The following is a 13,904-nucleotide window of genomic DNA, read 5'->3' as shown; positions in this document are numbered from 1 at the left end:
CCTAATCCCGAGCTGTCGGTGTGTCTACGATCTTTCATGGCCGAATCGTCGACATGCCCGAAGGCTGGGGCACAACCGCACCAGTCGAGATTTGATGGTTCATTCTTCGCTGTCAATCAGAGACGGAATAATTTATTCCTTGGTTTGGCATTGTCCGTGACTGGCAACAGGTGAACGCATGTCCATCCTGAAGAAAATCGAGGCCAAGCTCGAAATCATGGCGCCCGGTGACCGCGAGATCGGTCGGTATATCGTCGATAATCCCGACCAGATGCTGCGCCTGTCGACGGCGGCGCTTGCCGCCGAGATCGGCCGCAGCCAGTCGAGCGTCGTCAAGTTCAGCCAGAAGCTCGGCTATTCCAGCTATCAGGAGCTCAAGCTCGCCGTCAGCGAGGCCAAGTCGCAGGAATGGCACGTGCCGGCCGGCATGATCCACGGTTCGATCGAGGTCGGCGACAGCTATCTGGTCATCCTGCGCAAGCTGATCGGCAGCAAGCTTTTGTCGATGCAACAGACGGTCGCGGCCAACACCGAGCATGAAATCGGCAAGGCCCTCGAAGCATTGAACGGTGCGCGCCGCATTCATTTGGCAGGCGTCGGCGCATCCTCTCTGGTGGCGCGCGATTTCTCATACAAGCTGATGAAGCTCGGCCGCAACGTGCTGCACGACAGCGACAGCCATGTGCAAATGGCCAATGTCTCGACGCTTGGACGAGGCGACGCGTTATTCGCGCTCTCCTATTCCGGGGCGAGCATCGAAACCCTGCGGATAGCTGAACTCGCACATAAACGCGGCACCACCGTTATCGCCGTCACCGGGCTTCGCGACAATCCGCTGAGCCGGGTTGCCGACATTCGCCTCCACACGATGGCCGATGAAGAGCGCGCGCGCTCTTCATCGATAACCGCGCGTGATGCACAACTGACGCTAACCGACCTGCTGTTCATCCTGCTTGTGCAGAAGCAGCCTGACGCCAACGAATATGTCCACAACAGCGAATTGGCCGTCTCGGTGCTGAAGGCTTAGCAGTCTTCAGCGTGGCGTTAAGGCCTCTGTTCCTCCCTGATGCTGCACGTCGACAAGAGCAAGTTTCGTCCTCCGAAGTACCTTTCTTCAATGCGCTCACACGTTCTCCGGCCGGCAGAGCCGCGGGAGCGCCGATTGGTCAAACGCCGCCATGGCAAACCAATGTTGACAAGATCATCTGTTGTTTCATACATCGAGTTCAGCGTCGAATTTGGCGGGCCAGGTGAGACGATGGACGACCTTGGAGCACAAGAACAAGCGGTTCTCGACCTCATTGCGGCGAATCCGTTTGCCGGCCAGCAGGATATTGCAACCGCGCTCGGCATTGCCCGCTCGACGGTCGCCGCCCACATCGTGCAACTCATTAACAAAGGCTACATTCTCGGCCGCGGCTATGTCTTGCCGGCGTCCAAACGTATGGTCTGCATCGGCGGCGCGGTGCTCGACCGCAAATACCACGCCAAGAAGGATCTGATCTTCGAGACATCGAACCCGGTCGACGGCCATCGCAGCTTCGGCGGGGTTGCCCGCAACGTCGCCGAAAACCTTGCCCGTCTCGGTGTCGACATAAGCTTCGTCTCGATCGTCGGCGAGGATGAAACCGGCCGCGCGCTGGTGCGGCATTTGCGTGACTTCGGCGCCGATGCCAGCCAGGTCATCACCACCACGGAGCGGCCCACGGCCGAATACGCGGCCATCCTCGACCGCAACAACGATCTCGTGCTCGGCATCGCCGACATGGAGATCTTCGATCTGTTTTTGCCGTCCTATCTCGACCGTTTCTGGCCGCATCTGGCTTCGGCGACATGGGTGTTCATCGACTGCAACCTGCCGGCCGCGACCATCGCAGCGCTGATCTCGCGCAAGCACGGTGCGCGCTTCAAGCTCGCAGTCGACACGGTATCGTCGCCGAAGTCAGCGCGTCTGCCGAAGGACCTGGCCGGCATCGATCTTCTGTTCACCAATCATGACGAAGCCAATGCGATGCTCGGCGTCACGGATGCCGACAAGCGGCTGACGCCGGAGGGAGCAGCAGCAGGGCTGCGCGCGGCCGGCGCTGCCGAAGTGATCGTGACCGCAGGCGCGCATGGATTTGCCGTTGCGACCGAGAGCGGTGTGACGACCATGCACTCCGTCCCGGCCCAGCCCGTCGACATCACCGGCGCCGGTGACGCGATGATCGCCGGCACCCTGTACAAGGTGCTTTCGGGTGAGCCGGTGGCTCATGCCGTGCGCACCGGCGCGCTGCTTGCCACACTGACCACCGAGAGCGAATCCAGCGTCCACCCCGATCTGTCGCCGCGCTTCCTTGCCGCCGGCATGTACCGCCTTCCTGCCTGAAAGCGAGATGATATGAAACCTTCCCTTGTCCATTTGAACGATGAAGTCGCTGCTGCGCTTGATAAAGGCCGCGCGGTGGTGGCATTGGAATCGACGATTATCACCCACGGCATGCCATATCCGGCCAATCTGGAAACCGCTCGTGGTGTCGAGACCGTCGTGCGTCAAAACGGCGCCGTGCCCGCCACGATCGCAGTGGTCGCCGGCAAGATCAAGGTTGGCCTCGACGACCGTGAACTGGAAGAGCTGGCAGCGGCAAAGGGCGTGTTCAAGGCTTCCGGGCGCGATCTCGCCGCAATCATGGTGCGCGGCGGCTCGGCCGGAACCACCGTCTCGGCGACGATGCGGATTGCCGCTTTAGCCGGGATCGGTATTTTCGCGACCGGCGGCGTCGGTGGCGTGCATCGCGGCGCCGAAGCCACTTTCGATATCTCCGCTGACCTGACCGAACTCGGCCAGACCGGCACGACCGTCGTCTGCGCCGGGGTTAAGTCGATACTCGATATTGCGAAGACGCTGGAATATCTGGAAACTCAGCGCGTGCCGGTGATCGCCTATGGGAGCGATGATTTTCCGGCTTTCTACACCCGCTCCAGCGGGCTCAAGGCAGACCATCGCCTCGATACCCCCGACGAGGTCGCGCGAGCCATGCTGCTGCATGACGAGATGGAATCCGGCACCGGCATTCTCGTCGCCAACCCGATTCCCGAAGCGGACGCGCTCGATCCGGCGTTCATCGACGGCACGATCGTAGCGGCCGTGGCTGAGGCCGAGAAGCGCGGCATCGGGCGCAAGGAACTGACGCCGTTTCTCCTCGCCCGCATCAACGAGCTTTCACAAGGCCGCAGCCTGAAGGCCAACATCGCGCTTGTCCGCAACAACGCCGCGCTTGCTGCCCGCATCGCAGTTGCGCATGCGGAATTGAAGGGCGCGACCAGATAGAGACAGCGTCCGGCCAGCGCTACGTGCCTTTTTCAGCCCGGCACGAGGTCGAAGATGCGCCCGGCATTGAGGATGTTGTTCGGGTCGAAGGCCGCTTTCAGGCGGCGCATGGCCGCGATCTCGGCGTCGCTACGCACCAGATGCAGCCATTCCTTCTTGTCGAGGCCGATGCCATGCTCGGCCGAGACGCCGCCGCCAGCCGCGGCCACACCCCGGTAGATGATCCCGTATGCAGCCGCCGGATCCACGGTGCGGACCTGGTAGTGCAGATTGCCGTCGCCGAGATGGCCGAAGACGTAGATGTCGGCGCTCGGGTCGACGGCTTTGATAGCGGCTTCCGTCTCGCGCAGGAAAGTCGCCATTTTCGCCAGCGGGATGCTGATATCGACGCCGATCAGTCCTGCCATCGAAAACAGGAAACGGTTGGCCTCCTCGCGCACCGCCCAGAGCGCCCGGAATTCGCGCGGCGATTGCGAGACGACGACGTCGTCGATCACGTCGTCCTCGACCGCCTGCATCAGCACCGCGGCGAAGCGGTCGCCGTCGCGGTCCGGCTCATTGCCCCGTATCTCGGCCAGCACATAGACGGGCGAGCCGGCCGGCAGCGGCGCCGGCGCCTCCATGCCGGCGATCATGGCGCCATAGAGCGGTGCGAAATTCACATCATAGGCCGAGAGCAACGGCCCAAGCTTCTGCCGGAGCTGCGCAAGCAGCGCAATCGCCGCATCGAGCGATGGAAGTGCGCAGAAGGCATTTACCTCGGTGGCAGGTTTGGGATGCAGCCGCAGGCAGGCGCGCGTGACCACGCCGAGCGTGCCTTCGCTGCCGATGAAGAGCTGGTTGAGGTCATAGCCGGAATTGTCCTTTGGCAAGCCCTTGAGCGACGTGAGCACACTGCCGTCGGCAAGCACCGCCTCCAGACCGAGCACCTGCGCGCGGTACATGCCGTAGCGCAGCACGCGAATGCCGCCGGCATTGGTGGCGACATTGCCGCCGACGGTGGCCGTGCCGCGCGCGCCGATGTCGACGCCGAAAAGCAAGCCGGCCGCATCGGCCGCGTCCTGCACCATTTGCAGCGGCGCGCCGGCCTCGGCGACGATCGTCGCCGCCTCGCGGTGGGGCGCCGCGACCGCCGTCATGCGCTCCAGCGACAGCACCGCCTCGCCGGGCTGGATGCGCGCCGCGCCCGCAAGACCGGTGCGGCCACCCTGGATGACGAGCCTCTGCCCGGCCTCGTTGCACAGGCGCAGAATGTCCGACACCTCGCCGGTCGTGCGTGGACGCAAGACGATCGCTGGCGGCGCGCCGTCCTTGCCGTCGGGATCTTCCCGGTAGCGTGGTCCGGCCTCCTCAGCCGAGACAATCGCTGACCTGTCCAGCCGCTTTTCCAGCCGCGACAGAAGCTCGGCAATTTTCTGCGACATGTGGCTCAAGGACATGAACGGCCCGGGCGCATCGACGCGGCCGGGAGAGGGAAGGGCGAGGGCTGTGAAAGCGGCCGTGGCTGATTTCTACTGTTCAGCAAATGTGGGGAAAACCCGCCAGGAATACAGCCGGTTGTCTTCGCCATGCGTCGCTCCTGTAACAGGTCGACCATAGGCGCGGCTGGCTATTTGTCAAACCTTTGACCGCAAGCGCTTGCCTGCGGGCTGCCCAGTATTCTGGACCGAGGCAAACGCTCACTCATGCATCCCAGGCGCCTCAGCCCCGGCGCGAATGAGCTTGATGTCGGCTCCCGCCGCCCAGGCGCCGATATCCTCCCGCCGCAGTGCCGCCGCCATCATGTCCGGAAACAGATCCGGCGTGCAGGCGAAGACCGGAATGCCAAGTGCCGCGACCGAACCTGCCATCGCTGGATCATAGCCGGGCTGTCCCTGATCGGTCAACGCCAGAAGCACGACGGCATTGACGCCGGATCGAACCAGCGCCGCCAGCCGCCGCAGCAGTTCCTGGCCATTGCCGCCTTCATAGAGGTCGGTGATCAGCACCAGATGCGACTTGGTGGGCCGCTCGATACGGTCGGCGCAATAGGCGACCGCCTGGTTGATGTCGGTGCCGCCGCCGAGTTGCACGCCGAACAGCACTTCAACAGGATCGCTGAGTTCTTCGGTAAGGTCAACGATGGCGGTATCGAAACAGACGAGCTTGGTGCGCACAACCGGCAGCGAGGCCATCACCGCTGCGAAGATCGAGGCATAGATCACCGAACTTGCCATCGAGCCGGACTGGTCGACGCACAGAACCACCTCGTCGAGATCGACCAGCCGTCGCTGCTTGCGTATGAAACCAACCAGCTTCTCCGGCACGATAGTCTTGTGTTCGGGTTGGTAGTGGCGAAGGTTCGCCGAGATGGTGCGCTGCCAGTCGATATCGCGCGAACGCGGGCGGTTGGTGCGCCTCGACCGGTCGAGCGCGCCTCGGATTGCCTCGACTGTCTTCTGCTCCAGCCTCTGCATCAGCTTGGCCACGATATCGGCGATGATCGCGCGGGCGATGTCCTTGGTCTTGGCAGGCATCACCGAGCGGAGCGAAACCAGGTCGGCGACCAGATTGACGTCCGCCTCGATCGCCTTCAGGAACTCCGGCTCTATCAGCATCTGCTTCAGGTTCAGCCGTTCGAAGGCATCTTTCTGGACGATCTGGACGACCTGCGCGGGAAAGAAAGAGCGGATGTCGCCCATCCATTGCGCAACGCGCGGCGCCGAACGGCCTAGCCCGCCGCGCCGTTTGCGCGGGTCGGCAGCGGCATTGGCGCCGTCGCCGTATAACGCGTCAAGAGCCGCCGAAAGCCGTTTGTCGTCGCTGGAAAGTGCCGCAGATGTCTCATCGTCGGCGCCGATCGCCAGACGCCAGCGGCGCTCTCTTCCGCCATCGGGCGATGGTGCGCCGGTTTGGGTCGCCTCTGCCTCGTCGTCCATCGTTATGTCCCGCTCTTGAGCAAAGGTCCAAGCCGCTCCAGGTGCCGACGCCAGGCCTCGCCGCCATCGGGCGCCGGTATCAGGCCGGCCGGCAGCCGAGCGGCGCGGCCGAGCACCGCTTCAATCAACCGCCGGCGCTCCATGCTGTCCATATTGGAGAAGACGCGGCGCAGCAGCGGTAGATGCGCGATGAAAGCGTCCTCGTCGAGGGACTTCAGCCACGCATCAACCGCACCGCGCAGACCTTCGTCATAGATCAGCCGCTGACCGGCAGTGCTGAAGAAGCCTTCGAAGAACCCGGCCGCTTCAATGACAGGAGTCCCCGGTGACAAGCGTCGCTCGAGCAGTCCGGCAGCGTCCTCGGCGGAAAGCCGGCCAGCTTCGTAGAGCAGGTGCGCGGCGCATCCTGCCGGCAGCGCCGTCGACCGCGATCCCTCCAGCACGGCAGCCAGTCCGTTACGCCATCCGTCCAGCACGTCTTGCCCGGGCTCGACCAGTCTGATCGCCTCATCGGCCTTGCGCATCGCACCGACCAGCGTCGCGGCGGCTTGCTCATCCAGATCGCGTACAGCATACGGAAGCGCGATCGCACCTTCGACGATCAGCCGCTCCATGAGACCGGACAGCCCGTTCGTCTCCGTTTTGCGGGCCTCGCCGTAACGGATAATGTCGGCGAGGGGCGGCACAGACGCCAGGATCTCCAGGCATTCGCTGCTGCGCGCCGCTCGCGCCTCCAACGCCGCAAGGCCGGCAGTCGATGCTTCCGACAGGCTTGCCGTGATCGCGTTCTGCACCAATGCCGCAAGCGTATCGAGCGTCGCCGCCGTTTCGATCATCTGGATCAGGCGGGCATTGGCAGCCTTTTCGATGGTCGGCCCGTAGATCAGGTTCTCGACCAGACGAACGGCATATTCCGGTTCCCACGCCAGGGTCCACCGCTCACGGAAGGTGCCACGGCTGCGACCGGCATCGGTCAGTCTGCCCCAATGCACACCAAGCACGCTCAGCCGATGCAGCAATGTCGAGCGAAACAGCCCGCTTTCGCTGCGCAGGTCGACGGACAGTTCGCGCTCCAGCGCCTCGGGCTTCAGCCGCGCCGCCTTCTGGTTGCGCTGCAGATCCTCGATCAATGGCGCCAGCGGCGTGTCGGGCGGAATTTCACCGACGTCCGCACCCAGAAGCAACTCGGCCTCGACCAGCCCCCACAGCAACGCTTCGCCATTGAACAGGGCCGCGATCGCGGCGTCGCGCAATTCCTCGAACCCGGGCTTCGGCCGTTCGCGAATGGCGGCGAGAGCGCGGGCGAGCCGCTCCGCTTCGATCAGCGAAGCGGTCGAGACCAGATGGCCCTTCGCCCGCAGCAGCGCCGCGATCATGGCAAGCCACAGGGTTGCCGCATCGCGCCGACCGCGCGTGCGCCAAAGATGCTTGCACCAGCCGGGCGCGACGACGCCCGCGCCATAGCCGTATCCCAGCGCCAGGCGCGGTCCGGTCCACGGTGCCCATGTCATTGTGCTGTTGCGCCGGGCAATTCCCTTGATCAGGACCTGATCGTTTTTCTGAGTGTGGGTGGCCTGCAGCGCCGGCACATGCCATGCTCCGCAGACGACGGCGATCGGCCCCTCGAACTGCTTACGCGCCTTGGCGATTTCGAGCCGCATATGCGCCTCGCGCTTGGCTTCGAACTGCGCGATCGGACCCTCACCATTCCGCAGTGTCGTCATCGCATCGGCGATGGCCGCAAATATCGGGCCGGGTTCCGGGTTCTGTTCAATGATGTCCGACCACCAGCTTTCGCCGTCCTCATAACCGGCGGCGTGCGCCAGCATGGCAATCGGATCACGCGGAAGCGGAGCCGCGTCACCATCCTCGGGGGCTTGGGTAGTTTCGGTCGCATCGGTGTCCTCCGCGCCACCGATCGCAGCAGTGGTGAACCGTGCCGACGATGGCAGGTCGATAAACTGCAACGTCGCCTTATTGCCCACAGCCCAAAGCGCCGCCTGGTATTCGGGCGAGAACTCGGCAAAAGGCCAGAAGCTTGTCGAAGCCGGATCGTCTTCCGGATAGCAAAGGAGCGCCACCGGCGGCTGCATTTCGGGGCGGGCCAGCATGGGCAGAAGCTCAGAGGCGTCGATCGGCCCCTCGATCAGCACGGCGACCGGGTTCAAATCCTGCAGTGCCTGCAGCAGGCTGTCGGCGGAACCCGGCCCGTGATGGCGTATCCCGAAATAGGCAATGTCGCCGTGGCTCATGGCGTCAGATCGCTGCGTTCAGCGCCGCGTAATAGCCGGCATAGTCGGGGCGCTTCTTGAGCACCGTTTCCAGATATTCCTCGAGCACCACCTTATCCTGCACCGGATCCTTCACGATCGCGCCGACAAGGCTGGCGGCGAGACCTTCGGCGCCGAGCTTGCCACTGTCGAACCACGCCGCCTGGCTGAGCCCGCCAACCATCGTGGCGATCGCTTCTGCGGTCGACAGCGAGCCGGAAGGAGTCTTCAGCGTCACCTTGCCGTCGGCAGTCGCGCCGGAGCGCAATTCGCGAAAGATGGTCAGCACACGGGCGATCTCCTCGCCGACATTTTTTGGCACCGGCAGGTCGAGTCCGCCAGCCATCTCATCGACCCGTTTGGCGACGATCGCCACCTCTTCGGCCATGTCTTCCGGCAATGGCAGCACCACGACATTGAAGCGACGCTTGAGCGCCGAGGAGAGCTCGTTGACACCTTTGTCGCGGTTGTTTGCCGTGGCGATAATGTTGAAGCCGCGCTGGGCGTAGATCGAGGTGTTCAATTCCGGGATCGGCATCATCTTTTCGGAAAGCACGGTGATCAGCGTGTCCTGCACGTCCGAGCCCATGCGGGTCAGTTCCTCCAGCCGGCAGAGCTTGCCGTTCTGCATGGCTCGGTAGAGCGGCGTCGGCACCAACGCTTCCTGGCTCGGGCCTTTTGCCAGCAGCTGCGCATAGTTCCAGCCATAGCGGATCTGGTTCTCGTCGGTGCCGGCCGTGCACTGCACGATCAGCGTCGAGTCGCCCATGATGGCGGCGGCAAGATGTTCAGATACCCAGGACTTGGCGGTTCCGGGAACGCCGAGCAGCAAGAGTGCACGGTCGGTGGCGAGCGTCGCTACCGCGGTTTCCATCAACCGGCGGCGACCGACATATTTCGGGGTTATCAGTGTGCCGTCGCTAGCCTTGCCGCCGAGCAGATAGGTCAGCACAGCCTGTGGCGACAGGCTCCAGCCGGCAGGTTTTTGCCTGTCGTCACCGCGCGCCAGCGCCTGCAATTCAGAGGCATAGGCCTGCTCGACCGGGAGACGGATGGCAGCGTTCATATGAATTCTCCGGATTGATCATGTGTCGGTTCGAGACTGATGTTCGGCCAGCGCCGCGTTGAGACGCAGGACACTGAGTGATGGGGCGGCGGGCGGCATACCGGCAGCGACGACCTCGTCGATCAATTTGGCCGCTGTGGTCGCTGTGGCAAGGTAGCCGATCGTTTCCAGTATATCGTCAGCGCCCCGCCGCACGGCTTCGTCGTTTCCCGCAACGGCGGAACGCAAAGCGGGAAGAGCTGACCCGTTCGAAAGATCGTCCCATTCCAGCCAGCCAGCATCAATGCCTTCCGCCAGATTGATCGCGCTGAGGTAATTTGCTTGCTTGAGGATCAGCCGGACGAGAGCCCGTTTCCTGCGGCTGTCCAGACGCGGCACAAGGTGCAACACGAACAGCGCCGGTTTGCCGCCTTCGGTGACAAGCGTGTCCGCCATATGCGTCACCGCCGCGTCGCTCCCAGAAGCGGCGACCATTCGGGCGATCAGGATATCAGCGTTGTTGTCGGCGCCGAACTGCCAGGCTCCGATGAATTCGGGTTCCGTGATGCCGAACCGTCTGGCGAGGTCGACCAGATTGCAGGTCTCGAACAATTCGGCGCGGCGCTTTTCCTGCGCCGGGGATTTGAGTTTCGCCGGCGTGTAGGTGGTTCGGCGGCGGATGAAGCCGGATTTGCCTTCGCCGATGAAGACGGCGAGTTCGACTGCTGGATCCTCCGCCCCGCCTTCGCTCGAATGGCCGTGCTCGCCCAACCTTGCCAGCAACCGGCCAGCCAGATCCTGCACCTTGCCGGAACGGTCGGTGGCAAGGCTTTTCAGGAACGGCGCGTCCTCGGCATTGAGGCCGAAGCGCATAAGTTCGATGAGCGCAAGCCTGACCTCCGCAGGTTCGCCCGAGGCCTTGGCCTCGATCAGCATTCGCGCCGCGGCCGGTTCGCGCCGGCGCATATCGGCCAGCGCGATGCGGCGCGCGGCGGGGTAGAACTCATCCCGATTTTCCGCCGTGAGTTTCTCTTGCGGGGTATGTCTTTCTCCATCCACGCTGGCTTGCCAGTCGATCCATGGAGCGTAGACATCCGGGCTGTTCTGGTCCGGCGAGGGCATCCGGTCCATTGGGTGGAGCACGAAGCCGCGGCTGGCGACAAGCGTCACCACGCGCGTCTTGCGCCTTGCGTCGGCGGCTTGTTTCAGGGCGGCGCGCAAAAGCGGCCGCAACCGCTCCGGCAGCATTGGCAAGGCAAGCCCGGGCAGCGGCGGCCGCCGCTTGAGCGTCTTCGGCGCCGCCGGCCGCAAGGCGACGTCGAGCGCTTGCGCTGCAATTGCCAGGAGCCGGCGCTCCTGCTCGTCGGGACTTGCGCCGCCTGCGATTGCCTTCCAGGCGGCCGGAGCCAGATCGAAGGTGGCTCCGCCGGTGATCCAACAATCGCGCATGGTCGCCAGGCCTGTTTGCTCGCCCTCATTCACGACAGGTCAAGCCTCCCGAACCCGCTTTGAGCCGCCAGAAGGTCAAGCCGAGCGCCGTCCCAGAGCGCTGCCGTGGCGGCAAGGTCGAGGCCGAGCAATGTCTGATTGACGGCGCCACTGATCGGCAAGGCGAGACCTTGCGGATCATCGGCGGCCTGCCACCAGGCTGCGCCCCGATCGTCGACCAGGATCGCACCAGGCGGCAGCATGAGAGGGCTATCTGTGAGCCAGGAGCGGCATCCTGATGGCACACATGCGCAGCCAGCGGATCCTTGGCGACGCCCGGGGTAAAATCGGGCCACGGGCCCGATGCCACGTCGCCCATGCGTTCTGCCACCAGCGCCCGGAGTGGCCGGCGTGATGGATAAAAGACCAACCGGGCATTGAAGCGATCGCCTGGCGAGAAGGCGTTGGATCGGCGTCCGGCCGATGCGGGAAAATAATCGAGCAGCAGGGCAAATTGTGGTGTGGAGCTTTTCAGATCGAGCAGCCATGTCGAATGGCTGACCAAACCATCGCGCCGGGTCTCGATCTTCTCGCCGACAACCTCCCAGAGACTTTCGACTTGCATTGCATCGGGATTGGCCAGCACCTGTTCGCGGGTTTCGGATGTCGATACAAGCCGCTTCAGCTCGGGATCGTCGGGCGCCGACCGCCAGGCCTTGGCCAGCAGCACGAGCTTGCCGAGTTCGCGGATCGCCGCATCCGGTCGTTCTTCGCTGCGCAGCGCCATCAGCCGCGACGGAATCTCGTCGATACGGCCGGCGAGCGCCGCTGCCTTCAGATCAACCAGCCGCGCAGCAATCCGCCGGCAACGGTCGCTGCTGGCGTCGACAAATCCGGACAGACCGAGCCGTAACTGGTCGGCAATCCACTGGTCAAGCTCATCGAGCCCAGCGGACACTGCTTCTCGTGTGCTTTCCGCCCGCTTGCGCTGCGCCGCCTCGCGACGCTCGACCGTTGCGTTATCTTCAACGGCGGCGCTCTCGTCCGCCCGTGCGGCTTCGCCAATGCTCTTGGCTTCCGCGCCCGGTGCCGGTTGCTGCACCGGCTGTGACGCCGTCTTCCGGCGCCGGCCAAGCCAGTCATTCACCCATTCAGGCGTCGTATCGGCAGCGGCAAAACTGGCTGGCGCGGTGGCAGCGATCCACATCAGGGCCAGCGTGTGCTTGCATGGGAATTTGCGCGAAGGGCAGGTGCATTTGTAGCCGTGATCACCCGTGTCGACCACCACTCGATAAGGATTGGAGCCGGAGCCCTGGCACTCACCCCAGATGAGCGCCTGCTGCTCATTCCGCTCGAGCCGCGGCCAGTTCGTTCGTTTGGTGAGCTTGGAGGCGGCGCTCAGCGACGCCTGATCGGGAGCAAGCGCCTCAATGGTCTTCAGATCGAATTCCAAGCCGCGCTTCTCCCCGCCCCGACGCAGTATAGATAGCGGTTTGTGAAGAATTATTATAGCTCTGGCATGGTGAAGATTGGGCATGCCTTGGCCCTGTTTGATGGGCCAGGACATGCCTCAGACGAAGATGGGTCGACTATTATTCGGCAGACAGAACGGGCTTTGGTAGCCGGCGGCCCAGGCGGAGGCGTTCAGGCTCTGCCCTTCAGGAACTCGATCACCATCGCCGCGGTCCAGGTGAACCGATTGCCGCCGAGCGGCTCGCCGCTGAGGGGACCGTAATATTCGGCAAAACCGCTCTCGGCGATCAGGTCGAGACTGGATTGCGTGATCCGTTGTGCGATTTGGCTGTGGCCGGCGGCGGCAAGGCCGTCGGCGATCATGTAGTTGACCACCAGCCAGACCGGGCCGCGCCAGTAGCGCTTTGGGTCGAAGCGTCCATCGCCAGGATCGTGCGAGGGGACGATGTAACGCGCTTTGCCGGCGATGCGCTCGATCGTTGCAGCGATGGCCGCTGCCCGGCTTTCCGGAATGGCCGAAAACACCGGCAGAATGCCGCCGACCGACGCGCTGTCCACGAGCTTTCCGGCCACTCGGTCGAAACAAATGTACTGGCCATGTGTGTCGCTCCACAGCCGTTCCATCGTCGAAAGCCCCTTTTCGGCACGGGCGCGATTGGCTTCTGCGATTTCGGTTTCGCCAAGTGTATCGGCGAGATCGGCAAGGTCGGCGGCGGAACGGATGAGGATGGCGTTGAAGCCGGGATCGACGACCTGGAAGGGCGAGGCATCGTGCAGCCGGGTGTTGTCCCAACCAAGTTCGCGGAAATGCTGCAGCAGCCAGATATAGCGATCGTACTGGGCCCTGGTCGGTCGATGCGCAGGGTCGGCGTGCAGGATGTCGCGGCGGGTGTAGGGCTCGACGCCTTCGGTCGGCACGCGCTCGAACGCCTCGTCCCAGTCGATCGAGTTGTCGCGGCCGGACTCCCATGGGTGAATTATGGCGACCAGCCCTTCGCCGTTCGGGTCGCGATTTTCGTAGAACCAGCGATGCCAGGCATCGATTTTCGGCAGCAGCGCACGGGCGCGCTCGGCCGCCAGTTTCTTGTCCTTGGCCTGATCGAACAGACGGCGCACGGCAAAGCCGGCGACTGCCGGCTGGGTGATGCCCGAGGTGGCGGTCGGGCGGTCCGTTCGCCAGACCTCCGGCCCGGGGAAATAGCCGTCGCTCCAGACGTGGAAGACGATGTGCGGCACCATGCCGTCCGGCCACTGGTGAGCGAACAGCGTGTCGATCTCGGTCCAGGCTCGGGCCTCGTCATAGTGGGCAAGACCGAGGGCGGTCAGGCAGGAATCCCAATTCCACTGGAACGGGTAGAGGCCCTTGGTCGGTATGGTATAGGTGCCTTGGTCATTTTCCCTGAGCACCTCGACGGCGCGGGCGATGGTTTCGTCAATGGCAAGAGATATCATCGGGGCGT

At 63.8% G+C, this 13,904-nt stretch carries 10 protein-coding genes; 3 read left to right on the top strand and 7 right to left on the bottom strand.

Annotation, left to right across the window (positions count from 1 at the left end):
- Positions 1-178: 178 nt before the first annotated feature.
- The 3 genes from NKH80_RS05410 (at position 179) to NKH80_RS05400 (ending at position 3,310) form a co-directional block, all read left to right on the top strand.
- Positions 179-1,027 (top strand): MurR/RpiR family transcriptional regulator, encoded by an 849-nt coding sequence (locus NKH80_RS05410; RefSeq protein ID WP_352990106.1) that lies wholly within the window; start codon positions 179-181, stop codon positions 1,025-1,027.
- Between the two features lie 231 nt (positions 1,028-1,258).
- Entirely contained in the window at positions 1,259-2,368 is a 1,110-nt protein-coding gene (locus NKH80_RS05405; RefSeq protein WP_352990103.1) for a carbohydrate kinase, read from the top strand.
- A 12-nt stretch (positions 2,369-2,380) separates the two neighbouring features.
- Positions 2,381-3,310: a pseudouridine-5'-phosphate glycosidase gene (locus NKH80_RS05400; protein WP_352990100.1), complete on the top strand. Its 930-nt coding sequence runs from the start codon at positions 2,381-2,383 to the stop codon at positions 3,308-3,310.
- 32 nt (positions 3,311-3,342) lie between these two features.
- Here NKH80_RS05400 and NKH80_RS05395 read toward each other — a convergent pair whose 3' ends face one another.
- The 7 genes from NKH80_RS05395 to NKH80_RS05365 all read right to left on the bottom strand — a co-directional run bounded on the left by NKH80_RS05395 (position 3,343) and on the right by NKH80_RS05365 (position 13,896).
- The gene (locus NKH80_RS05395; protein ID WP_352990098.1) at positions 3,343-4,734 is read right to left on the bottom strand and encodes an FAD-binding oxidoreductase; all 1,392 of its coding nucleotides are present in this window, start codon (positions 4,732-4,734) and stop codon (positions 3,343-3,345) included.
- Between the two features lie 255 nt (positions 4,735-4,989).
- Positions 4,990-6,228 carry a VWA domain-containing protein gene (locus tag NKH80_RS05390; protein WP_352505351.1) on the bottom strand — a complete coding sequence of 413 codons (1,239 nt, stop codon included), beginning with the start codon at positions 6,226-6,228 and terminating at the stop codon, positions 4,990-4,992.
- A 2-nt stretch (positions 6,229-6,230) separates the two neighbouring features.
- Complete coding sequence (locus tag NKH80_RS05385; protein ID WP_352990095.1) at positions 6,231-8,480, bottom strand: DUF5682 family protein; 2,250 nt, start codon at positions 8,478-8,480, stop codon at positions 6,231-6,233.
- A 4-nt stretch (positions 8,481-8,484) separates the two neighbouring features.
- Complete coding sequence (locus NKH80_RS05380; protein WP_352990093.1) at positions 8,485-9,564, bottom strand: ATP-binding protein; 1,080 nt, start codon at positions 9,562-9,564, stop codon at positions 8,485-8,487.
- 18 nt (positions 9,565-9,582) lie between these two features.
- The gene (locus NKH80_RS05375; protein ID WP_352990090.1) at positions 9,583-10,992 is read right to left on the bottom strand and encodes a DUF5691 domain-containing protein; all 1,410 of its coding nucleotides are present in this window, start codon (positions 10,990-10,992) and stop codon (positions 9,583-9,585) included.
- Positions 10,993-11,017: 25 nt separating this feature from the next.
- Positions 11,018-12,424, bottom strand: coding sequence for an SWIM zinc finger family protein (locus NKH80_RS05370; RefSeq protein ID WP_352990087.1), 1,407 nt, complete (start codon positions 12,422-12,424; stop codon positions 11,018-11,020).
- Between the two features lie 191 nt (positions 12,425-12,615).
- Positions 12,616-13,896, bottom strand: a complete 1,281-nt coding sequence (locus tag NKH80_RS05365) for an amylo-alpha-1,6-glucosidase (protein ID WP_352990084.1) — start codon at positions 13,894-13,896, stop codon at positions 12,616-12,618.
- Positions 13,897-13,904 lie beyond the last annotated feature (8 nt).

Source organism: Mesorhizobium sp. M0904, from assembly GCF_040319475.1.
GTDB lineage: Bacteria > Pseudomonadota > Alphaproteobacteria > Rhizobiales > Rhizobiaceae > Mesorhizobium.
Note: the sequence above shows the minus strand (reverse complement) of the source record. Positions and strands in the feature narration are given on the sequence as shown.